Raw genomic sequence first — 21227 nt, forward strand, 5'->3', positions numbered from 1 at the left:
TCACACAAGTTGCGCGGTTCTTTGATACGCAAGATACATGAACACGACTTCGCCAAACAAGTCGTCAATTTGGAATTTTGCAGTTAAACCAAAGTGGTGAAGTATTTTGACTTATTGGCCTGCGCTCTTTGACTTCACCGCGTTGCTCTTCGTGGCGTCCCCACCTTCAGGGGTGAGAGAGCGGCCCATCGGGTCGTCGTTGGTGGCCACGTCGCTGGTGTCGACCGGGGAGGAGTTCATGAACCCGGTGCCAGACAGCTCCGGCGCGCTATCGGGCCGCAGGCGTCCGTACATCTCCAGATGATACTCGTCGTCGGTGATGATACCGTCTGAGAGATCCTGCCGGAGGCGCGCGGCGCGTAGGTTGAGCATCGGCTCCAGCTCGGTCAGCGGACGCAGCTCAACTGGGCGAAACTTGCAGTGGACCTGGCTCTCGGACTTGGCCACGACGCGCAGCGCCATGGTGAGCATCTTTGCCCACATCTCAGCGACTGGCTCATTCAGGGCCTCAGCATGCATGGAGAAGATCCGGGCCTCGACCGAGGCGGTGTTCACGCCGCTTTCACCTCGGCCGAGGATGGTGGCCATGGAGCGCAACGCGGCCTGGTTCATCGCGTTCAGCGCGTTGACGATGCTGTCGATGTTCAGCGCGTTCGAGGGGGACTTCTCGTTGAACATCTTGATGTCGACCGAGTCCGTATGGACGAGGGCCTGGTCAGCGCTGGTGTTGGACAGGGAGGACTGGATCCTTGAGATCTCCCGGTCGACGTATTCGCGCTGTTTTTGGCCGTCCGCTTGCACGTCAGTCGGTGCATTTTTCAGCAGCACCTCTTCCAGCACCGTGGCCTCCATGCGCGGGTAGCCGGTAATCTGCATGATCCGATACAGGTCGTTGATTACCTGCTGACGGGCGGCGACCGTGTTGATCGAGCTGACGAAGGGCGAGTAGGTGTAGATCGAGGTCGGGTCGCGGCGGAAGAAGCTCACGAAGAAAGTCGGGATGTCCAATGGGATCGCGTCACTGGAGGCCTCGGTCTCCTGTTCGGGGATGAACAGATTGGGCTCTCTCTCGTACCACTTGACTGTAGCCATATCGACGTTGCGAACCTCGGTGGGCGCCTGGTTCTTATCAAACACCAGTTCTGCTCCAATACCCCCGCGTAGCAGGAGCATGTAGCGCATGTCCTCGGACATGGCGCGCAGCGACGGTTTCATCAGGAACCCCTTCTGATAGTCGTAGCGCGTGGTCAGTGTGGCGATGATCTTGTTCAACTCGAGCTGGCCCTGCCGGTCGAAGTTGCCGTCGGGGTCTCGGACGGTGAAAATTGGGTCTGTGTCTGCGACGGTGAGAAAGGCGTTGACCGCGGCGGAGACGTCCGGATCTTGGACGAACAGCTCCTTCATCAGCTTCCGACTGTCATCGGCCTGGCGACTGGTAAAGAGATCGGTCAGGTGTTCTTTGTACCGCGGGGCGGTCAGCACCTGGTTCTTTCGGTCCGCCGAGAAGGTATTCGTCTGAGCCTGTCCCTTCGGCTTCACGCGTGAGGGGACGAGGACTTTCATGAGCTTGTCGAGTGGGCCGGCCATTCAAGTATCCTGCAAAGTTTGACTTGACTTATACCAGATGCGACTTGCCCACGACTAGGGGGCTATTTCCGAAACTGGGTGAGGATCCAGCTGTCGAATTTTGGGGTCGGAAATGCGGTTTCCAACCAGAAAATCAGCGCGATCATCGCAAAAGGCCTCCTGCTTTCTGTGTTTTGCCGATCAGATTGGTGTTCAAGCTCTGGACCGATGCCCCAACTACCGCGACGGTGGTGCGGGGGTCCGAAAAGAGGCCTCGTTCGGTCTCTTTGAGCCGTACGGCGAGGCCCAGGAACGCCAGGGCGTGAAAAAAGTGGTCCGAGCCGGTCAACTTGACCCACTTCGCCTCGACTTCCGGGTTTTCGTCCCGGACCATGTCCTTCAAGTGGTCAGTGATGATCGATTTCTGGTTCCCATAGCCCGAAAAGCGCCACCGCTTCCGGCGAACCGCCGCGGCGACAGCGTCAATAGCCTGGGTCCGGTTCGCCTGGGCGTAAATGATGTCCTCGGTGACCTGATCCTTGACCAGGTTGACGCTTTTCTGACCTCGATATTCAACGGGAAGGATCCGGCCATCGGAGAGTTCCCACAGATCATCCGCGTTTGGGGTATAGGGGAAGCGGTCCACGGCGCCGCCGATCACGTTGTAGGTGGCCAGCATGTCTTTGATGAAGTCGTTCAGCTCCTTAATTGGCACCTCGGCGAAGCGTACAATGTGCAGATCTTCGGCGGAGCTCCCTTGGGCGACCACAATGTGGCAGGTTTGCCCCATATCGACACCGATCCAGGTCGGTGCGCTGGCGTCGACGGCGGGGATTGACATCTGACCGGTGAAGCAGCGCTCGATGTCCGCATCCGAAAGGCGCGAGTTGCCGTCAGTGAAGGCCTCACCACACACAGTATTCCACCAGCCGCGGATGTAATCCCTGGATTTGTACCGCAGCAGTTGGGTGATGACGTATTCCGGCGGCAAGCGGTCCGTCGAGAACGGCGACACCCGATAACCTCGGTGGTGGGTCCGTGAGGCATAACGCGGCACCCATTCACGGAGCTCAGTGTTCCCGAGATCCAATGGAGCATGGCATTTCTCACACTTCACGTAGCTGTTCATGATGTCGATCTTGCCGTCATCAATCATTTGCTCGTCGATCTCGACGAGATCGTTGATGTCCGAAGAAAGCCCTGGGATGTGGATGAACTGCGGCCGGAAGATCGGCGCGTTCCAGTGGTTGCAGGCCGCGCACTTGCACAAATACTCATGCTGGTCGGAGACCTGAAAACCCTTGTCGATCCCAAAATTGGAAAAAGTCGGAGTCGAGAACCGTTGGTTGATTTTGAAATCAGAGTTCTGCAGACGAGAGTTGAACAGCGCCAACATCTGCTGGTCCGTCAGGTCCACCTCGTCGTTAAAAACGGCGTCCGCTGAGATCGATGTGGCATCACCTTCGGTCGCGTTGGTGACGTGCATGAAGCTGCTGCCCACCTGGTACAGACCCATGGAGCGTGTTGGCTTCTCACCGGTACGCGTCTCCAGATTGAAGGCCTTCTCTTCCTCCACCAGAGGTTTGATCCGCGTCACGGACTGTTTTTTGAACATCTTCTCTGTGGGGAAGGTGAAGATGAGCGTCGTACCACGGTTCCGGGCGATGAAGCCCAGTGACTTGCGGATCTGGACCTCCGTCAAACCAATTTGGGATGGTTTGATCACGTCGATGTTCGGATGGAGATCGTCACAGATCTGCTTCTGAAACGGGTAGCGCGAGAAATCGAACGGCCGACCACGGAGGTGCGTGTTTGCGCAGACCCAGTCTCCCAACGACATGTCCTCTGCGTCGACGTTGAACCGGGCTTCGGCGCGTCGGTACAGCTCCTCGATGTAACTGTTACTCATTGGCGCCGCCCATGATGTGGGTGAAACCCCTGACGGGTCTCCGCGGCTTTTCGAGCGAGAATAGCTTCTCCAAGACAGGGGAAGGTGCCGATATAGTCTCTCGACAAGCGGACCTGCCAGGCACGGCCCTCGGTCTGGTAAACCCCCATAACTCCTAAGGTATTTCCCTGACGAAGCCTCTGATTTCGTGTGTTCTGCTGCTGGGTTCCGTCAACGAGGTTGTCCAGCCGATTATCCCCAGGGTCTCCGTTGTCATGATCAATGGTGTCGGGTTCCGTCCCGTAAACCAGCTTCCAGATCACCCGATGGGCGAGAAAATTCTGCCGGTTAATTGCGCCCACCCGATACCCTCGAGGATGTTTCGCGGTGAACGCCTCCTTTCCCGCGTGCTGGGTATTGAAGATCTTCTGCGCCCTGACACTTTTGCAAAGCTCCAGTGGCCGCTCCTTCCAGAACAGCTTCCCGGTGTCGGGCTCGTATCGCAGCAGCGCTTGCAGTGTGTCCTGATCTGGGAGCTCGGCCATGAACAATCCTCAAAAGTCGTATTGCCTCGCAATTTAACAACACGGTAGTCAAGGCGCAATGACGACTTTGCTTCGCGAAATCAACGAAAATATAGACTTCAGTTTTGCGGGTGATTGATACATAACACTTTCGCAACCACGGAGGACCACATGAGCGAATTTCCACCAGCCCTTCCCCCTGGAGCCGCCAAGAAGCTGGCGGTCATCCTCCAGTGCATTGAGGCGGATCCTGACTTTTTGGAGCTGTGCCCGTACCCCGCTGACGACGTCGCAGTGCTTCAGCAGTTCACCAGTGCCGCGGCCGAGGGGGAGGACTTCGTCGAAGAGGACATCCCCGAGGAGACGAATAAGTGGGGGCGTCTGGAGCGCGAGAGCAACAAGCTCTTCAAGATGCTGACCAACTTCAGCAGCAAGTTGGACAGTAAGGATAACGCCGAGACCATGGCCTATTTCCGCACGGCCACCTCGCTGCTCGACAAGATCGTCGGCATCCAGGAGCGCGCGGCGAACCTCAAGCAGATCAACCTGTTCCACGAAACCGTGCTGACCGTGATGGAGGACGTCCTCGACGCCGGTCAACGCACTGAAGTCATGAACCGCCTGAAAGCGGCAATCAAACCTGAGGTATAACCATGAAACTGAGCGACAACACGAACCTGGTCTCCGGAATTGCCCACGCAATAACAAAATCCGGAAAATGTTCCGGAGACCTTGATATGATCGAGGAGGTCGTCGGTATGGTGCTGGACACCCTCGTCGAGACCCAGATCACCACCTACACCTTCCCGGACCCTGAAGGGGTCAACTATTGCCATGGCGACCTGGACGACGTGGCGATGGGCCTGGATCTCTTGGACACGGGCAACGGCCAGCAGTGGCCGATCCACATGCAGATCGAGATGCGTGAGCCTGTCTGCAGCATCCAATTCGTCAACGACCAGGCGGTGCTGCTGAAATGAGCCACGAGAACATCTTTGCCAACCACGCGCCGGGCTTCTACGCCCGGGGCATCCCCGTCATTCCCCTTTACTCGCGTGAGAAGCGTCCAGTTCCGATGGACTGGTCGCGTTTCCATGACACACCAGTTGAGCAGCAACAGCAGGCAGAGTGGTTGCATGCCTTCCCTGATGGCAACATCGGCGTCGTGCTTGGTGAGCAATCGGGCATGTGTATGCTCGACATCGACAGTGAAGATGAGGGACTGATCCAGCTGATCCGTAAGCTGGTCCCTCAGTCTCCCTGGGTCCGTATTGGCGCTAAGGGGATGGTGCTGGCGTTCAAGTACAGTGGGCACAAGACCTTCCGGGTCAAGACCGCAACGGGTGAGACGATCTGCGAGCTTCTGTCGACCCGTACCCAGGTTGTGTTGCCGCCGTCGATCCACCCGACCACCCAAATGCCTTACAAGGCGAACTGCGACCTGCTGTCCGTCTATGACCAGTTGCCAACCCTCGATCCTCAGATCGAGCAGATCCTGCGTGGTGCGCTGGTCGAGGAGGGTGGTATTCAGCTGAGCCTCTCTGGCAGCTCCAAGCTGACCGATTTCGTGTCCGCCGGCTCCCGCGACACCTCGCTGACCGAGAAGGCGGGCCTGTTCGCCTATGCCGTGATGCGTGGTGAGCGGACCCTGAAAGAGGCCGTCGGGATGCTCCGCTCCTACAATACCGAGTTCGTTGAGGCGGTCGCAGGCGACGGTATCGACATCGAGAAGCATGTCACCAACCTGATCCGGTTCCTGCATCGCGACGTCCACGAGAAGGGCAAGCAGCTGCCTGAAGGCTGGGACGACGACATGACCCAGGAGGAGAAGGAAGAGCTCGGCGTCGACTTCGACAAGGAGGACGAGGAGTGGTCCTTCGACGACATGCGTGACTTCCTCCGGGGGGAGTTCGAACGTCATCCGGTCGAGAGCCGGGGGCGCTCCCTTGCCGTCGACAAGATCCTGGACCGGATCTCCCGGGCCACGAACCTGTCGTCGCTCGATGAGGGACGCCTGTTCCAGTACATCGTCGATGCCGGCCAGACCGGTGTGCGGGTGCCGATGTTGCGTCAACGCGTGCGTGAGCTGCGCAACACCGGTGTGCAGGGCACTGACCATAGTGAGCTTGCCCAGGCGGTGCTGAAGGACATGGAGCAGATCCACGAGGTGCGCCGCTATGGGACCGGACTGTGGTGCTACAAGGGCTCCCACTGGGAAGACCTGCCTCAGGAGGCGGTGATGGCTAAGATCTCGAACGACTACGGGCACCTGCAGGCGGCTCGGAAGCATTCGGACCACAAGGGGATCTACGCGACCATCCTCAACATCGCGACCCAGGGGATCAAGACCCAGGATTTGAAGGGGGTGAACTTCGCCAACGGGTTCTTGGACGAGACGTTGGAGCTGCGGCCGCACAGTCACGAGTATGGCATGGTCTACACTTTGCCGTTCCGCTACCTGCCGGAGGAGGCCGGGAACAGCCCGCACTTCTTCCAGTTTTTGCAGGATAGCTGGGGTCACGACAGTGACTATGAGCTGAAAGTTGCAGCGCTGCAGGAGGCGTTGTGTGTGACCCTGTTTGGCATGGGGCCGCGCTATCAGCGGGTGGTTCTGTGCCAGGGTGTGGCGAAGTCGGGCAAATCGCAGTTGCTGAAGATCGCGCAGTCATTGGTGCCTGACGACGCGAAGTGTTTTGTCCCGCCGAACGACTGGGCCGACAAGTTTCTGCCGACGATGATGCATGAGAAGCTGATCAACGTTTGCGGCGAGCTTTCGGAGAAGAAGAAGATCGACGGTCAGCGCTTCAAGGACATCGTCGACGGCGCCGAGATGTCTGGTCAGCACAAGGGGCAGCAGATCTTCAAGTTCCGCCCGATCTGCACCCACTGGTTCGCGTCCAATCACACGCCGAAGACTGAGGACACATCAGAGGGCTTCAACCGCCGTTGGCTGATCCTTGAGTTCAATCGGCCTGTGCCGCCGGAGAAGCGCCGCACGGATCTGGGCGACATCATCGTGTCCGAGGAGCGTGAGGCGATTGTGGCCTGGGCCGTTCAGGCCATGCCCCGGCTGCTGCAGAACAACGAATACACTCTGCCGCCGTCGCACAAGCAGCTGCTGAAGGAAGTCGCACAGGAGAACAACTCAGTCCGTTTTTTTATGCAGGAGTCCCCGACGGTGAAGGTCGACCCGACGGTGGACTCCTCCTCCGGGAAACCCACGAGCCGCACATTGGAGACCAAACTGTACAAAGAGTACTGGAGTTTCTGCTTCGGGCCGGGGGGTGCGAAGCCTGTTGGTTCGAGGGTCTTCCGGGCGCGAATGCGGGAGCTGCAGAGCGAGATGGGCTTCGAGCTGAAGTTCGAGACGAATGCGATGGGCGTCCAAGAAGCATTCTACGACTTCGTCACAGTTGTGAACGTACCGACGATGTAGCGGTCTGGGCCGACGTTTACCGCGACATCAAATACAAGCAGATCAAGCTGAAGAGGAAGAGCCGATGAGCTATGGGCATTACATCCAGCCAAAGATGGAGGAGCTGATCACTGGCCTGGAGAGCACTGAGGGAGCTGTCGCGAAGCAGGCTGCGGCTGAGATCCGCTCCCAAACCAAGCGGGGGGACGACAACGCGGCACGGATCCGTCACCTCGAGGCCAAGATGGAGGGGATGTTGGAGATGGCTGAAGTGTTCGCGAGGGCTCGCTGATGATCCAGATACATGATCGCCGCGCGAGCATCATGGATAAGGTGATGGCACGGGTTGAGATCGACGAGGAAACCGGGTGCTGGGAATGGACCGGCCCGACCTCAGGCGACGGCCGCGGGGGTGGTTACCCCCGTATGAGCCTTGATGGGCAGACTGTGGCTGTGCATCGGGTCGTTTACACAAACGTCCACGGGTACATCCCCTCTAAGAAGCAGATCGATCATGGGTGCAACAACCGCCGCTGTGTGAACCCTGCGCACCTGGAGATGATGAGCCATCTGAAGAACCAGCGGCTGCGCGCGGCCCGGGCGCGAGGGGCGTCGGCATGAGCCTCACCTTTGATCAGATCATGAACGAGCTGGCCGACTACAGAGAGCTCGACGCGCTATTGTGCTGCACAGGCTTCGACAGCTATGGCCAGGTGGGGTGTGGTTGTCGGGGTGTGACGCTTCGGGAGGAGATTGCGCACCGGCTGGTGTTCCGGCAGGAGCAGCCGGAGCAGCCAGCCGAGACGATAAGGGCCCTGTAGGGCCCTTTTCTTATTGGATCCGCATATCGTCAAGCGAATGCCCTAGCTCGACGGCGGCGACGAGCCACTTCGGTTTCCGACCCAGGCCAGTCCAGGTGAGGTCGGGCTTCTCTGGGTGGCGGTACTTGGCGCGGAAGGCGCGTTTCTGTTTCGGCTGCGTGCCGCCGCGGAACTCGGATAGAAGCTCTTGCAGTTTGAAGCCGTATTTTTCCGCTGTCGCTTCGGCGGCGAGGAGGGCTTCCCGTCTCCGCTCTACGGCGCGTCGATCAATCTCGATAGAAAGCTGCTCCTGCAGCTGAGAAATTTCCTCATCAGATAGACGTGTGATCTTGATTTCCATTTTTCGTTCCTGTACGCGGTCCTGAGTGCCGGTATAGCTCAGCTGGTAGAGCACCTGACTTGTAATCAGGGGGCCCCGGGTTCGACTCCTGGTGCCGGCACCAACACCCCCCTTATTTTCCATGGTCTGAAGCCCGGTTCGTCAACCGGGTAGATGTCGACAGCTTCCTTGTGATCCTCGCGGATTGGTATCGGCAATATGTCGCTTATTCAGCAAGCTCAAGGGTGAGGGTGTCAAATTTTGACACCCCGCTTTAGACGAGGCGTAAACCTCACGTTGAGCAGGTATTCGGGGTCTGGAAGCCTCTTTTTCCGCTTAGAGCTGTGTAGGTACCCTTGAAGCAGTGTTCTGACGACATATTCGCTGAACCCGTGTCGTTCACCCTTGCAGATGGTAAATATTTCCGCGCTGAGCTGCCGTATCAGCTTCTGGCCCGTGGTTGTCAAAATCACCCCCTCAGCGCTGCTGCTCAAAATGCCCATTTTTTCAAGCTCTTGGAGGTGGGGCAGGATCGTGGTTCGGTTTTCCTCGATCAGGAGGGCCAGTGAGCTGCGGGAGATGCGCCGCGGAGAGAGAAGAAGGTGTGTGACAATACGAAACTCGATCTCCGGAAAGTTGAGGAACTTTAGAACCCGAAGAAGCCGATGATACATGTGGACCGAATTTTGGTCTGAGGGCGAGAGAGTATGCACAAACCAGTAAATTGTGGCCGCTAGCATAGCGGCACTCTCACATTCAACTCAAATAAAGTTTAGGCTTCGTGACCCCGGGGCGGATTTTGCTTCCATGCCCTAAATTCCGGTGTTGGTTCAGAGTGGTTAATTCTGAAATTCCAAAATTTTCCTAGGAATAACAACGGCATAGTCACAATCCCTGGCAAGACACGCCCCCATAAAAGCGTGTACACCTTATGCATCGGGAGCGAAGGCCAAGCGGCCCCGGCCCGGATCATCGCCAACACATAGCCCCGAGAGGGGAACGGGCGAGGTGTGTCTAAAATCTGGGTCAGGACAAAATCTTGGCCAAACGGAAACGGAAAGGGAAACGGAACAATGAGCGGCTTCGAATTGAGCAAGGAAAGCGCAAAGGCAATCAAAGCGGCGCGCGGTGAGTTCGGCAAGGCCAGCGTGGCGCTGGTCACGGCTTGCGCCGGTATCGGGTTAGCGCTTCAGATCGAGCGGATCAACGCTCTGACCATTCCGGCCCCGCGCCGCCCCAAACTGGCAGAGATCAAGGAAGCGATCCGGGCTGAGTTCGGCGGGCTGGAAAAGGAGGCCAATCGGCAAGCCTATGACCTGTGCAGCCTAGCGTTCCGGGTGCTCGCCAAGGTGGATAAGGAAGGTGAGGAAATTGTGCAGGAAGCGCCGGGCAAGGGCGCGGCATGGTTCCGGGATCAGATCAGCGCCTTGGCAGGGCGGGCCACGGTGGACGCTTGGAAAGCGTGGGTCGTGGGTGAAAAGGCCAAGCCCGCCGAAAAGTCGCCGGCTGAGCGGGTGACGGCCTATCTCGAAAAGAACATGGCCGAAATTGATGCGGACACGTTGGGCAAGCTGGCCGAGATGCTGAGCGCTGAGGTTGCCAAGCGTGCCCGGATCGAGGCCGAAATCGCCGAGCGCAACGCCGCCTGATCCGAACCCGAACCCGAACCCGGGCCTGATCCGCTACCTGCGGGTCGGGTTCGACCTGCTCGCCCGCCTGGGCCCGCGCTGTGGGCCTAGCCGAGTTAGCAGCTTTCAGTACCGCGCAAGACCGAAATTTGGGGACTTTCCCAGATAACGGGCGAGGTGCGCCTAAAATCCAGAGGAGGACAGAATTTTGGCCACGCTAATCCAATCCTACACCCCGAACGGCTGGAAGGCCTTAGCCACGCTGGAAGAGGCACCGACCCCGGCCCTGATCGAGGCGGTTCGCAGCAACAAGCGTCCGGTTCGCCTCTTCGACGCGGCGCGCTCCAAGGTTCTGGTTCGCAGTGATGCGGCCCAGCGGATCGTCGATCCTCATCCGCGGCCCGGGATTGAGCGGCTCTCGATGCTGCTGCTCACGGATGCCAAGCGGATTGAACAGCGCGAACCCGATCCGTACTCGCTGCCCGAGCCTCGCTCTAAGCGGACGCGGATCCCCGGTCGCTACCCTCTTTTCGCGAAAACGTGATGGGACATCTGCTATGGCTCGGGTTCGGGTTCGCGGCGTTTCCGCTGCTGGCCCTAATCGCCGACGGAAGGGATTTCGGGAAATTTAAAAATTTCGCGAAATGGATTTCGGGAAATTGAGGCCGCGAGGGTTCACCACTACGGTTCTGTTATGGAAGGTCGGGTTAGGCCAGGTGTTGCCTCCCGGCGCGCGCATTAAGAATGGCTTACAACCCCTTGGTTTCACTAGCTTTTTCTCTCTTTCTTCTTCTTTTCTTCTTTCTTGATCTTCTCTCTAAAAAGAGAAGAGAGAAGAGAAGAGAGAGTAGAGGAGCTGAAAAAGTGTTATGGAAGGGAAAGTAATTGCTCTAGGGTAGAAAGTTTTGATTTCGCAAAATCATCTTTTTTTCTCTTAGTAGAAATGACGTCCCTTCCATAACACTTTTTCCTCTGGGGTCGAACCCGAACCCTACCCTCAAACCGTGCTGCTGAGCTGCTCAAACCGTGCTGCTGAGCATCTCAGGGACGTGCTGCCAGCTGCTGAGCTGCGTGCTGCGTGATTTCGCGAAATGCCCCTCGACTCCTCGCTGCCTGCTGCCGCACAACGAACCCGCATCCGATGGAGGATCTTACGACATGAACATTCAGCTTTTAACCGAAATCCGGGACTGGCTCGCCGCCGGCGCCCCGGAGGACCAGGCCCACGGTTTTGAATTTGACATGTGGCGCTGGCTCGAGGTCGAGACCACTGACACTCCTCAAGGGTGGTGCGGCACGGCCTGTTGCATCGCGGGGGCTGCACTGGTTTTCGGCGACCTGCCCAACATCACTGCGACGGTGGAGGGCTTTGCCCCCGGCCAACCTCTGGTCCCCTTCGACTATCACACCTCTGACCTCGCGGCGGAACTCTTGGACATCGACGGCCTCACTGCCGAAAAGCTGTTCGAGCCGTGGCACTACTTCGAGGACGTCCCGCGCAACCCGACCCCGAGCCACGCCGCCGAAGTCCTCACCCGCTTGATCGAGACTGGTGAAGTCAAATGGTAAGTCGCGAACAACTGCACAAAGAGATCAACGACGCGCACCGCGACCTGATGCACATCTCCCTCACCTTGGAGACTATCGCGGGCAATGTCGCATACCTATACCGCCACCTGGGCGACGATCTGGCCGCGCTTGCGCACGACATGGAGCAGGCCCGCAAGACGATCCAGGGCCACCATGCGCAACTCATCAACCTCGATCTGCAGGCGAGCCAGAGGCACGTCGCGGACATCTTCACTGCGCTGCTCGAACCGGGCCCGGCGACCTCCTGAACCGAGACCACTGGTGACCGCCTTATTAGCTGCGGGCTGGCATCCCGGACAACTGCCACCGACCACCCCAATTCCCCCCTTTATCCGTTGGAGGATATTATGGACCTGAAACAATTCATCGACCGTGCTGACATGCTCGAGACCTCGCTTTCCGAGCGTGGTTTCATCAAACCGGAAGTCACCACATGGGTGCGCTTCTGCGGAGACGCTGCGGCTGTCAAAGTCGAGTTCAAATACTCGGACGCCTTGATCGCGACCCGGACCGTCTCCCCTTTGTTCCGTGCCCGTGAGGTCTCTGACGTGGACGCTGCGTTTGCCCAGCTCGAAGCGTGGATTGATGAGCAGCCGACCCCGCAACAGGCCCGTGAGCAGGAGTTCACGAAGACCTTGGCCTTCCTCGTGGAAGAGGGCCGCGCCCTTGGCTCTCCGATCCTGGCCGATCTCGAGGCGACCATGAAGCGCCTGTCCGAGAACATCCTGGAGTTCCAGGAGACGTGACCGAGCCAGACCTGCTGCTGAAGGTCACGGACACGCGAACCGGAGCCGCCTATCGGCTCGCGTGTCCGAGCAAGACCTGGGCTCGCCGCCGGCTCGTCCGGTTCGACGACCAAGCTGGGGAGTACCGTTCCTTCTGGAAGCTGGAGGAAATCCCGTTCCACAAATTCCGACGACTGTCCCCCGTCCCGGGGCATCTGCTGAAGTAATCCGCTAGAGGATCACATGCCATTAAGACAATTGCCCAAGGTGTTCGCGAAGCACCGGTTTTCGATCTCTAAGTCGCAGCAACCCTACCTCGTGTTCCATCTCCAACGTCAGGAACATGTGGCCCTGACAGAGAACATCCACAGTCTGGCGGATGAAGGTCACGTCGCGATCCAGTATTTCCCTAGCTGGTGGGTAGAAATCGATCAAGGATGGGGGCTGCACTGCCGGTGTGATGACGACAAGGTCAATACCCTGGACCTCTATGACCCGCGGGGGTTGCGACACTCGACCGACTTCGTCTCGAGGGAGATGGAGACGTACGTTCGGGAGAAGGAACAGAGCCCCTCCGGCTTGAACCTCAACACACTGGCCCGGTCTCTTTTCCTTGAGGCTTCCACTGCTCTGCACTTGCGCTTGGAGGGCGCCCCTCGGATCAGCACCTACACGGGGGTGACGAACGAGAAAGCGATCTCGGTTCGTGTCGGCGACACGATGAAATTCGTGCCGTTCTCCCGCCTGGCCACTGCACCTGTGTCCCAAGCCCCCCGCCGAGAGGAGGGAGCCTCGGGGATCCGTAAGCGGGAGCATGTGGTCCGAGGCCACTGGCGCCAATACCGCTCTGGGGTTCGAGTTTGGGTGAATGCCCACCGTCGCGGAGATCCCGCGCTCGGCACCACGACCCGCATCGTTCACTAATCCGCTGGAGGATCACATGCACGACCCAATCGAAACCTTCGACGCCAAAGACGGCCACACGATCGAGATCTTCTACGACGATCACCCGGAGAGCCCGCGCGATTGGGGGCACTCGAGCACATTCTGGACCTTCCACTCTCGCTACTGCAGCCCGGACCCGAACCCGGACCCGGACTTCACCCCGAACGACCGTGAGCACATCTGGCTTCCAGTCTGGATGTACGATCACGGCAGCGTGGCCTACACCGCGGCACCCTCGAACCCGTTCCGCTGCCCATGGGACAGCGGCTGCGTGGGGGTGATCTGGATCTCGAAAGAGCAGGTCCGCCGCGAGCACGGCTGGAAGCGGATCACCAAGGCCCGTCATGAGCAGATCCTCAGCTACCTCAAATCTGAGGTCGAGACCTACTCGCAATGGGCGAACGGTGAGGTCTACGGTTTCGTGACCAAGGACGCCGAAGGTGAGGAGGTCGACAGCTGCTGGGGCTTCTACGGCATGGACTACTGCCGGCAGGAGGCCGAGGCATGTATCTGAGCGAGACCCCCGTCAAGAACTACACTGACATGGCCGCCCGGGTGATTTCCTCGGGCCAGCCGACCACTCGGCGGTTCGACTCGGCATTCGAATGGTGGGGAGCCTCGGCCGTCGCCGTTGCCCTCTACCGGCGAACGTTGAAACGCCCGAACACGAACCTGGCTCGGAACCTGTTCAGGTACATCAACGAGGACATGACCCTCGCGGATGCAGCACGTTTCGCCGACTGGGATGATTTGGAGGCCTTGGCCCGACACCTGAAGGAGCAACAAAAATGACCCGAACCTTTTCCGAAGTGGCGCTCTGCCACCTGCCTGACATCGAGATCTCCTGGGTCCGGCGCCTGGTTGAGGATCATCAACTGACCTCAGCATATATCAACGGCATAGGCTTCATGATCTGGCGCAAGACCCCACTGCCGTACTGCCGCGTCATCCGCTCGATCCTGAGCAAGGCCGAGACCGACTACGTCCTCTTCAACGTGGACGTCGAACCCGATCCTGAACTGGAGACCTACGATGCCTGAACCTCAGGTCTGCGAACACTGCGGAGAGGATGTCGCGTGGCACCATACCGGACACTCTAGCCGTTGTTGTCAGTGTTCCGAGCGGGGTTTGTTGGTCCTTCTGGCTGATGCCGGGGCGATCCTACGGGATCTGGAAGCTGGGTTCCCTCGGAGCGAACTGCATGCTGACCCGGCCTGGGTCGTCGATGAGATCGCCGAGACGCTTGAGGATCTCGGCCACACCTCGAAATCTGACTTTCTAGGAGAAGGTGATGTCTGAACCGACCATCTGGAAATTTGTACTGCGGGACACTCTCAGTCACCAAACCGTGGATATGCCGAAACCCCTGCGGATCCTCTCCGCCGGGCGACAACAGCGGGACATCGTCATCTGGGCCGAAGTGGTCCCGGGCGAGCCCACTGAGCAGCGCCTGATCCAGGTCGTCATGACCGGCCAGCGGCCCCCGCTCGACGCCCAGTTCATCGACACCGTCTTCTATGACGACCTGGTTTTCCACGTCTACGAGGTGATCCCGTGACCAAGAAACCCAAACCGCCCAAGCGTACCCGAGCCGAACTCGAACTCCGGCTCGCACATATGGAGGCACAGCTGGCCTCCACCTACCACTTCGCCGACGCCAGCATTGGAAAGGCGAGCCAGCAGCATTTCACGGCCAGCGGTGTCGTGCTCGAACTCACGGCCTACAACGGCAAGGAGATCATCCCACCCGTCATGATCAAAGACGGGTTGAGCGACGAGACCATCGCGGCCATCCGCGCCGACCTGGCCCGCAGCTACGACCTCGCCGTCATGTTCAAACCGCAAAGGGTGAAATCGTGACCAAGAACCGACAGCCTCTCCCCCTCGACGTCTCCTTCTACGTCGAGATCTTCATCGACAACCGGATCCTCGGCGGGATGGCCGAGGACCAGGTGGACCGGTTCATCGAGCTGCTTCACGAAGAGGGCGCCACCGAGACCTGCCACTACGGCGGGATCACGGTCTCCTTCGACCATGGTTGCGAGCAGACGGCCCGGAACACTGTGCAACGGGCGCTTGACCGGCTCAATCGAGGCCACGATGCGACCCCTTGACCTGATGCCGGAAGAGCCGGAGCGCTACGCCTATCATGATTGGTCGGTTGTTCAGGACACACTGATCACTGAAATCTGGGACGGTGACCTACTGGTTCAGACCGTACCGACGATCGTGATCCAGGCCCACAACGACGTCTTGAAGCACCTCTATCAGGCCTACCAGAAGGGGCTTCGCGAGGGGGATAATCGAGGCACTCGTAAGGCGCAGCGCGAGTTCCGAAAGGCCTGTGGTATTTCGTGGTGACCCACGTCCACTTCATTGGGTTCCGCGGCGAGGAATACTGGTCCGCGGTCAAGGTCTTCGGCCCGCCCGACTTCATCCATCTGACCCACGACCACCGCATGTACGGCGACGTGGGTGACGACGACATTCTGGTGTTCGGCCCCAAGGCCGATCCCTCGGTCATCAGCCAGTACAGCTGGCAGGACCACGAACTTTGGTAATCCGTTGGAGGATCACATGCAAAACTGGAACATTGGGGATGACATCCTCGACACCCGCGACCTTGAGGAGCGGATAGACGAACTCGAGGCTCTCGAGAACGACTATCTCGACGCGAAAGCCGAACATGAAGAGGCGGTTGAGGAGGACTATGGGGCAACCCAGGAGGAGATCGATCAACTTCATGCCGACTTGTTAACGGCGGCCGCAAACTTCGATGCTGATGATCGTCAAGAGCTGAAGCAGCTTCGGGACTTCAAGGCGAGTATGGAGGACTACTGCGACTGGATCCTCGGCGAGACCCTGATCGAAGAGGACTACCGCGAGACCTACGCCGAACAGCTGGCCTCAGATATTGGAGCAATCAACCGGGACGCGCGGTGGCCTCTCCGGCACATCGATTGGGAAGCCGCCAGCGAAGAACTGTTCGCCCACGACTACCACCACGCAGAGCTGGGAGGGTTCACCTACTATGCCCGCATGTGTTGAACGCAAACCTGGCCATTACTGGGTCAAGATCGAGGACGCCCGCGTCCAGTGGCACATCGCCCGCTGGACCGGGGAGCACTTCGAGATGCCCTGCAACCCTTGCCCGTTCCCCCCACTGGCCTTCACCAAAATCGGCCCGCGTGTCGAGGACCAGCTGCTGTCTGTCAAGGCAGCAATGGACGCCCCGCACTACGGCTGGAACGACACCCTGATCGACAACTATTTCGACGCTTGTGACCCGATCCGGAGCTTCGTCGAGGAGGCAGATCTGAAATGACGCGAGAAATTTGGATCGTCCAAGGGGTCGTCACTGACCCTGACGCACACAACGGCCGAGCGCATATCGGCGACACGGAGTGGCAGTTCAGCGATGGCCCGGCCGGCCAACGTGGATCCTCCGCGGACTACCTGTCGCTCGAAGAGGGGATGCGTGAGCACCCCGGCTGCATCTTCCACTTCGACCCCGAACCCCAAAACTCACACTACGAGTTCACGGTCCGGTTCTCTGTCCCATACGAAGAGCTGCAGACCTACTGGTGGACTGAGCAGAAGTATCTACCCCCGATCGCCACGATGGCCGCGATCCTGCAGCGCGACCTGTACGACGATGTCGGCATGTCTGGTGAATTTGACGTTCTGGAGGTCAAGAACCTTGAAATGTACTGAGATCAAGACCCATCAGCTGCTCCTGACAGAGCGGGAGCACGCTGAGCTGGGCAAATACCCGTTCACCAAGGAGATCGAGCTGGAAGCGGCCATGTGTGCCTGGGAGGCGCTGATCGACCGCCGCAAGGAGCCATGGGAGGGAGGCGCCGCCCAAGGTCGCTACTGCTGCGGGAACCTCGCCCTTGCCATTCACATTGGCTACTGCGTGGCGAACGTCGACGACCGCCTGGACGGCTTCGCCTACGACTGGGACTTCGTCCCGTGGTTCATCGGCACCTGCGTGAAGTGGGACACTGCCGCAGCCTATATCTCTGGGACACCCGAACTGGTCGACAACTGGCTGGACCTTTGCCGTACCTGCCTCGTGCAGCCCGTACCCGAACCGAGCGACGAGGATCTCCTGCGGGATGCTCTGAACCTCATCGCCCCCGACAATCCTCTCGCCCAACAGATTACCCGGAGGCTCGCACAATGATCCAACCCCTAGCCCTTTTCGCCACCCCCGTCAGCCTCGACGCGCTCATGAACCAGCTGAAGCAATTCAGCGGGGGGGAGCGCGCCGCGGCGATCCTCGCCCACGGCCTGACGTGGAATTTCCTCGCCGCCGAGATCGCCAAGATGAAGCCGGAGCCGATCACCGTGATCTGGGGTGAGACGGCTGTCCGCCTGTACGACGAGGGTGAGACCTCCCGGGAAGCACTGACCGACGTCGGCAGCATCGACACCTACCAGTTCCAGACCCACGCGGATCTGGACCTTGCGATGCGCCTGATGGCCGATGCCGACGGCTGGTACGACTCTGCGGTCGTCGAAGGGGTGGAGCTGACCGAATGATGCTGCCGAAGTTCCAATTCCTCGTGAAGTTGAAAGACCACGAGCCGACGGCGGTTGAGGTCACCTCGAACGATATGCAGACCGCCGGCAACACTGCGGTCCTGTCAGCCCAATGGAAGCTGGGCCAGAAACTCCGGCTGATCGGCAGCGACGGGTTCCCCTGTGCTGCGATCAATCCGCCGGAGGCCGTCCAACTGGTGGGTATCGCCTAAGACCATGCCCCTCACAACTGCCGCCCTGTGCCTCGCCTCCGTCATATACGCGGAGGCGAGAGGGGAACCTGTTGACGGTCAAATCGCCGTCGGCCAGGTCGTGCTGAACCGCGTGGCGTCGTCCTACTACCCGGACGAGGTCTGCGCAGTGACCACCGAGCCCCTCCAATTCGCCAGTCTGACGCCCGACGAGGAGCGGATCCGGCTGGCCACTGAACTCCTGGCCTCCCGGCACGACGACCTGTCGGGCGGCGCCACTCACTTTTTCTCGGGATCCCCTCCGTGGTGGGCCGACGACATGATCCTCGTCGGGGCCTTAGCCGGTCACACCTTCATGGTCGAGGATTTCGCGAAATCGAGGTTGCGTCTCGCTCAAGTCGAGGAGTAACCAGAACATGTATCCGATGGAGGATTATATGACCACGACTTCCCATCTATTCCGTGGAATGCTCACGGAACCGACTGCTCACCACCTTTGCGATAGTGGTAGCATCTACGGCCGCAGCTACCAGCTTAATGCTCAGCGTGACTTTGCTGCCGAACCTCAGGCGACCTTGACCATCGGGCCCTTCGGCCCAGAAATCACAGTCTCGACCTACCACCACATTGAGGCCTGCCTGGAGCTGGACGACCTCTGCACCCAGTTCAACGTGTTGGAAACGCCGAGTGTTTGGAACTCGGACAAATACTATGGGGTCGACAGTGAGCAGGAATGCTGGCTCGACGACCACGGGTTCTGGCCGAAGGACCGGTGCCGGGGTTGGAACAGCTACAACTGGGAAAACAACTTCGATCAGGTCTTGCAAGGCCACAGCCTTGAGCGGGACAGCGAGGACTACGTCCTGTTGCAGGTCCACGGCGGCTGTGATGTGCGTTCCGGTTACACGGACGCGAAGCTGTTCAAGATCCAGGACTGGATGCAGGACTACTGGCTCCGTGATGACAGTCGCTTCTGGATCCCTCGCGCCGACGCTGAGGCGGCGGGCTATGAGAGCCCAGAGCTGGATCCGGTCCATGGCTGGGACAGTGACGGGATCGACGTCCGGGTCTTCGGCTACATCGGCCACGCTGAAGCCTACGACCACCGCTCACAGTGTGATGTAGAGCTCCCGGTCGACTTCTGGGAGCACCTGAAACACCAGAAAATCGAGGGGGTGCAAGATGCTTGCGAGCATTGACTATTCCGGCGTCGAGATGCGCCTGATGGGCGCGTTGATGACCGAAGTGGCTGAGGCCATTGGCAACGCACGGGACAACGGTTTCCCGACCCACGAGATGACCGACCGCGAGCTGGCGGAAGACCTCCTCGAAAAGGCCAACATCGGAGAGGCGTACTCGGTCGATCTGATGGAGCATGTGGTCAAGCTGGCCCGCGAGCTGCGGCATTTCAAGGTCTACCGCAACTACGGCTGGAACAGCCAGCAGCTGCTGCTCGAAACCTGGGACGAGGACTATGCGCGCCGCTGGTTCGAGGACGTTGTCGAGGACGACGAACCAGGCCTCTTCGAACTGGCCTGGTTTGCTGAGTGTGGGGAGTACCATGTGGTTCTTTCTCACGGGGAGGCGCCTGACTGAGATGAAGAAATGTCGCCGGGATTACTGTTCAGCCCCAGCTGTTCCGAACCGGAACCCGCAGCTATGTGCCAAGCACCATGAGGACCGGCGCCAACGTCAGATCCGGACAGCGAACCAGCCTAACTGTGCTGCAGGGTGTGGGAATAAGGCTCCACTACATGGTGACCTTTGCAACCAATGTGCCGAGGAACAAGAGAAGGAGGCCGAGCGTCAGGACATCCATGCCCGACTTCTTTTCCGGACCGACACATTGGAAGAGCTGAAGGAGCTGATTGCGGAGGAAATTCTACCCCGACTGGAGATGTAAAATGGACCACTGCTTTGTGGTGGGTGATCTGGTCCGGTTGAAAACCGGGAAAGCCCCTCAATGGGTACGGCACGTCAATGGCGACCGGATCAGCACCCAATATAAGAGCGCCCGCGGACAATCCTACGAGGACCGTTGCTCTTACTACGACCGACCGGCCCGGGACTATGTCCTGGTCCAGTCTCGCTTCAATAGAAACAACATTCGTCCGAAGGAGGACCACATGACCCAACCGAGCCCCAACACCAACCAGCTGTTCAAGATCCTCGCCACTGGCCAGTTCGGCACGTTCCTGACCGAAGACGGGGACAACAAGTATGTCCTGTCCATGTCCGACGGGGGGTACGAGGCCTTCACCCCCGAGGAGCTGGAACGTGTCTGCCCCTACACCATCCAGATCGACTTCATGGCCGGCGGCGGCGCGCACTTCAAGGTGCCGAAGGACCACGGTTTGGAAGAGGGGGACTCTGTCATCATCGGCCGCAACTTCGGGATCGTGAAGAAGCTCGACACCCGGCGTGACAACGCCCAGACGGCGGAGAACCTCCGGTTGATCGTGACCCAGCCGATCTCGACCCAGAGCCCGCAGGTCGTCGCATGATCCTCGCCCCGCTCACCCGGTGGTGGGTGGGGCAGTATCTCTTCGGCCGGGGATGCTTCGCGGAGGTGACGGAGATCGATGACGAGGACCAGTTGAAGCTCTGGATCTACAACGGGCACTGGGGCTGTTGGTACTGCCCTACGACCCTGCGGATGCAGTTCCTCAACGATGGTCCCCGGGGCGATCATTACGTCGAGACCCCCTTCCAAGAAATCGTGCAGATCGACGAGGGTCGCTACTGGCCCGCGGTCGACGGGCAGTATCCCCCTTGGGAGACAGATCATGTTCCTGACCATCACCCACAACCCCTCGGGCGAGATCCTGCACCAGAGGAGAATATCCCCTACTGAGCCGATCTGCCCAGAACACCACACCGACCGCTGGCTGGAGATCCGCTATGATGGAGAGCTGGAGCGCGCACCATCCGACGGCTTCATTCCCGCCGGATGCGCTGAATACCGAACTGAAATCCACCCGTACAAGCACGACACCTTCCACATCTGGTCCGCATTGGACTGGTTTGGACGACCCGTGTGACGACGTGACCAAATATGGAGAACTGA

Annotated in this window: 36 protein-coding genes and 1 tRNA gene; 33 read left to right on the forward strand and 4 right to left on the reverse strand. The window is 59.3% G+C overall.

Translation table 11 applies throughout. From position 1 onward, the window contains the following. Positions 1–111: 111 nt before the first annotated feature. From MHM88_RS14420 to MHM88_RS14430, 3 genes are all read right to left on the reverse strand, one after another. A complete protein-coding gene (locus MHM88_RS14420) occupies positions 112–1587 on the reverse strand; it encodes a hypothetical protein (RefSeq protein ID WP_239366522.1) in 1476 nt (491 codons plus the stop codon). Positions 1588–1729: 142 nt separating this feature from the next. Further along, positions 1730–3475: a phage terminase large subunit family protein gene (locus MHM88_RS14425; protein ID WP_239366524.1), complete on the reverse strand. Its 1746-nt coding sequence runs from the start codon at positions 3473–3475 to the stop codon at positions 1730–1732. Further along, positions 3472–3999 carry an HNH endonuclease gene (locus MHM88_RS14430; protein ID WP_239366526.1) on the reverse strand — a complete coding sequence of 176 codons (528 nt, stop codon included), beginning with the start codon at positions 3997–3999 and terminating at the stop codon, positions 3472–3474. Before MHM88_RS14430 ends, MHM88_RS14425 begins: the two co-directional genes overlap by 4 nt. Positions 4000–4149: 150 nt before the next feature. Between MHM88_RS14430 and MHM88_RS14435 the strand changes: the two genes are divergently transcribed. From MHM88_RS14435 to MHM88_RS14460, 6 genes are all read left to right on the forward strand, one after another. Then, the gene (locus MHM88_RS14435) at positions 4150–4629 is read left to right on the forward strand and encodes a hypothetical protein (RefSeq protein WP_239366528.1); all 480 of its coding nucleotides are present in this window, start codon (positions 4150–4152) and stop codon (positions 4627–4629) included. Between the two features lie 2 nt (positions 4630–4631). Continuing rightward, a complete protein-coding gene (locus MHM88_RS14440) occupies positions 4632–4958 on the forward strand; it encodes a hypothetical protein (protein WP_239366564.1) in 327 nt (108 codons plus the stop codon). Then, complete coding sequence (locus MHM88_RS14445) at positions 4955–7414, forward strand: phage/plasmid primase, P4 family (protein WP_239366567.1); 2460 nt, start codon at positions 4955–4957, stop codon at positions 7412–7414. Before MHM88_RS14440 ends, MHM88_RS14445 begins: the two co-directional genes overlap by 4 nt. A gap of 64 nt (positions 7415–7478) precedes the next feature. Continuing rightward, entirely contained in the window at positions 7479–7685 is a 207-nt protein-coding gene (locus MHM88_RS14450; protein WP_239366570.1) for a hypothetical protein, read from the forward strand. After that, on the forward strand, positions 7685–8014 hold the full coding sequence (locus MHM88_RS14455; protein ID WP_239366588.1) for an HNH endonuclease signature motif containing protein: 330 nt from the start codon (positions 7685–7687) through the stop codon (positions 8012–8014). Before MHM88_RS14450 ends, MHM88_RS14455 begins: the two co-directional genes overlap by 1 nt. After that, positions 8011–8214, forward strand: a complete 204-nt coding sequence (locus MHM88_RS14460; RefSeq protein ID WP_239366591.1) for a hypothetical protein — start codon at positions 8011–8013, stop codon at positions 8212–8214. Before MHM88_RS14455 ends, MHM88_RS14460 begins: the two co-directional genes overlap by 4 nt. Positions 8215–8224: 10 nt before the next feature. On the opposite strand, the gene MHM88_RS14465 is transcribed toward MHM88_RS14460, so the two are convergent. Then, positions 8225–8554, reverse strand: coding sequence for an H-NS family nucleoid-associated regulatory protein (locus MHM88_RS14465; RefSeq protein ID WP_239366594.1), 330 nt, complete (start codon positions 8552–8554; stop codon positions 8225–8227). Positions 8555–8581: 27 nt separating this feature from the next. Here MHM88_RS14465 and MHM88_RS14470 point away from each other — a divergent pair. From MHM88_RS14470 to MHM88_RS14600, 27 genes are all read left to right on the forward strand, one after another. Then, positions 8582–8657: transfer RNA gene (locus MHM88_RS14470), tRNA-Thr, on the forward strand. A gap of 949 nt (positions 8658–9606) precedes the next feature. Further along, positions 9607–10182 carry a hypothetical protein gene (locus MHM88_RS14475; protein WP_239366597.1) on the forward strand — a complete coding sequence of 192 codons (576 nt, stop codon included), beginning with the start codon at positions 9607–9609 and terminating at the stop codon, positions 10180–10182. A gap of 187 nt (positions 10183–10369) precedes the next feature. Further along, the gene (locus tag MHM88_RS14480) at positions 10370–10705 is read left to right on the forward strand and encodes a hypothetical protein (protein ID WP_239366600.1); all 336 of its coding nucleotides are present in this window, start codon (positions 10370–10372) and stop codon (positions 10703–10705) included. Positions 10706–11319: 614 nt separating this feature from the next. Continuing rightward, positions 11320–11730 (forward strand): hypothetical protein, encoded by a 411-nt coding sequence (locus MHM88_RS14485; RefSeq protein ID WP_239366603.1) that lies wholly within the window; start codon positions 11320–11322, stop codon positions 11728–11730. Next, the gene (locus MHM88_RS14490) at positions 11724–11999 is read left to right on the forward strand and encodes a hypothetical protein (RefSeq protein WP_239366605.1); all 276 of its coding nucleotides are present in this window, start codon (positions 11724–11726) and stop codon (positions 11997–11999) included. The genes MHM88_RS14485 and MHM88_RS14490 overlap by 7 nt, the downstream gene beginning before the upstream one ends. Positions 12000–12098: 99 nt before the next feature. Next, positions 12099–12497 carry a hypothetical protein gene (locus MHM88_RS14495; RefSeq protein ID WP_239366607.1) on the forward strand — a complete coding sequence of 133 codons (399 nt, stop codon included), beginning with the start codon at positions 12099–12101 and terminating at the stop codon, positions 12495–12497. 222 nt (positions 12498–12719) lie between these two features. Next, positions 12720–13400, forward strand: coding sequence for a hypothetical protein (locus MHM88_RS14500; RefSeq protein ID WP_239366609.1), 681 nt, complete (start codon positions 12720–12722; stop codon positions 13398–13400). A gap of 16 nt (positions 13401–13416) precedes the next feature. Further along, positions 13417–13935, forward strand: coding sequence for a hypothetical protein (locus MHM88_RS14505; protein ID WP_239366611.1), 519 nt, complete (start codon positions 13417–13419; stop codon positions 13933–13935). Next, positions 13926–14213: a hypothetical protein gene (locus MHM88_RS14510; RefSeq protein ID WP_239366613.1), complete on the forward strand. Its 288-nt coding sequence runs from the start codon at positions 13926–13928 to the stop codon at positions 14211–14213. The genes MHM88_RS14505 and MHM88_RS14510 overlap by 10 nt, the downstream gene beginning before the upstream one ends. Next, entirely contained in the window at positions 14210–14461 is a 252-nt protein-coding gene (locus MHM88_RS14515) for a hypothetical protein (protein WP_239366615.1), read from the forward strand. The genes MHM88_RS14510 and MHM88_RS14515 overlap by 4 nt, the downstream gene beginning before the upstream one ends. Before the next feature lie 91 nt (positions 14462–14552). After that, positions 14553–14720 carry a hypothetical protein gene (locus tag MHM88_RS14520; RefSeq protein ID WP_239366617.1) on the forward strand — a complete coding sequence of 56 codons (168 nt, stop codon included), beginning with the start codon at positions 14553–14555 and terminating at the stop codon, positions 14718–14720. Next, on the forward strand, positions 14713–14979 hold the full coding sequence (locus tag MHM88_RS14525) for a hypothetical protein (RefSeq protein ID WP_239366619.1): 267 nt from the start codon (positions 14713–14715) through the stop codon (positions 14977–14979). Before MHM88_RS14520 ends, MHM88_RS14525 begins: the two co-directional genes overlap by 8 nt. Further along, positions 14976–15281 (forward strand): hypothetical protein, encoded by a 306-nt coding sequence (locus MHM88_RS14530; protein ID WP_239366622.1) that lies wholly within the window; start codon positions 14976–14978, stop codon positions 15279–15281. Before MHM88_RS14525 ends, MHM88_RS14530 begins: the two co-directional genes overlap by 4 nt. Continuing rightward, positions 15278–15535 carry a hypothetical protein gene (locus tag MHM88_RS14535; RefSeq protein WP_239366625.1) on the forward strand — a complete coding sequence of 86 codons (258 nt, stop codon included), beginning with the start codon at positions 15278–15280 and terminating at the stop codon, positions 15533–15535. The genes MHM88_RS14530 and MHM88_RS14535 overlap by 4 nt, the downstream gene beginning before the upstream one ends. After that, complete coding sequence (locus MHM88_RS14540; protein ID WP_239366628.1) at positions 15522–15782, forward strand: hypothetical protein; 261 nt, start codon at positions 15522–15524, stop codon at positions 15780–15782. Before MHM88_RS14535 ends, MHM88_RS14540 begins: the two co-directional genes overlap by 14 nt. Then, a complete protein-coding gene (locus MHM88_RS14545; protein ID WP_239366636.1) occupies positions 15779–15982 on the forward strand; it encodes a hypothetical protein in 204 nt (67 codons plus the stop codon). Before MHM88_RS14540 ends, MHM88_RS14545 begins: the two co-directional genes overlap by 4 nt. Before the next feature lie 16 nt (positions 15983–15998). After that, positions 15999–16469 (forward strand): hypothetical protein, encoded by a 471-nt coding sequence (locus MHM88_RS14550; protein ID WP_239366639.1) that lies wholly within the window; start codon positions 15999–16001, stop codon positions 16467–16469. Next, a complete protein-coding gene (locus MHM88_RS14555) occupies positions 16453–16746 on the forward strand; it encodes a hypothetical protein (protein WP_239366642.1) in 294 nt (97 codons plus the stop codon). Before MHM88_RS14550 ends, MHM88_RS14555 begins: the two co-directional genes overlap by 17 nt. Continuing rightward, positions 16743–17135, forward strand: a complete 393-nt coding sequence (locus MHM88_RS14560) for a hypothetical protein (protein WP_239366645.1) — start codon at positions 16743–16745, stop codon at positions 17133–17135. Before MHM88_RS14555 ends, MHM88_RS14560 begins: the two co-directional genes overlap by 4 nt. Then, positions 17122–17610: a hypothetical protein gene (locus MHM88_RS14565; protein WP_239366648.1), complete on the forward strand. Its 489-nt coding sequence runs from the start codon at positions 17122–17124 to the stop codon at positions 17608–17610. The genes MHM88_RS14560 and MHM88_RS14565 overlap by 14 nt, the downstream gene beginning before the upstream one ends. Continuing rightward, on the forward strand, positions 17607–17969 hold the full coding sequence (locus tag MHM88_RS14570; RefSeq protein WP_239366651.1) for a hypothetical protein: 363 nt from the start codon (positions 17607–17609) through the stop codon (positions 17967–17969). The genes MHM88_RS14565 and MHM88_RS14570 overlap by 4 nt, the downstream gene beginning before the upstream one ends. After that, on the forward strand, positions 17966–18181 hold the full coding sequence (locus MHM88_RS14575; protein WP_239366654.1) for a hypothetical protein: 216 nt from the start codon (positions 17966–17968) through the stop codon (positions 18179–18181). Before MHM88_RS14570 ends, MHM88_RS14575 begins: the two co-directional genes overlap by 4 nt. A gap of 4 nt (positions 18182–18185) precedes the next feature. After that, positions 18186–18569, forward strand: a complete 384-nt coding sequence (locus MHM88_RS14580; protein WP_239366657.1) for a cell wall hydrolase — start codon at positions 18186–18188, stop codon at positions 18567–18569. A 166-nt stretch (positions 18570–18735) separates the two neighbouring features. Further along, positions 18736–19359: a hypothetical protein gene (locus MHM88_RS14585; RefSeq protein WP_239366660.1), complete on the forward strand. Its 624-nt coding sequence runs from the start codon at positions 18736–18738 to the stop codon at positions 19357–19359. Then, complete coding sequence (locus tag MHM88_RS14590; protein ID WP_239366663.1) at positions 19343–19756, forward strand: hypothetical protein; 414 nt, start codon at positions 19343–19345, stop codon at positions 19754–19756. The genes MHM88_RS14585 and MHM88_RS14590 overlap by 17 nt, the downstream gene beginning before the upstream one ends. Positions 19757–20286: 530 nt before the next feature. Then, positions 20287–20664 (forward strand): hypothetical protein, encoded by a 378-nt coding sequence (locus tag MHM88_RS14595; protein ID WP_239366666.1) that lies wholly within the window; start codon positions 20287–20289, stop codon positions 20662–20664. 282 nt (positions 20665–20946) lie between these two features. Continuing rightward, positions 20947–21201, forward strand: coding sequence for a hypothetical protein (locus MHM88_RS14600; protein ID WP_239366668.1), 255 nt, complete (start codon positions 20947–20949; stop codon positions 21199–21201). Positions 21202–21227 lie beyond the last annotated feature (26 nt).

Origin of the sequence: Epibacterium sp. MM17-32, assembly GCF_022348205.1 — a bacterium.
GTDB lineage: Bacteria > Pseudomonadota > Alphaproteobacteria > Rhodobacterales > Rhodobacteraceae > Epibacterium.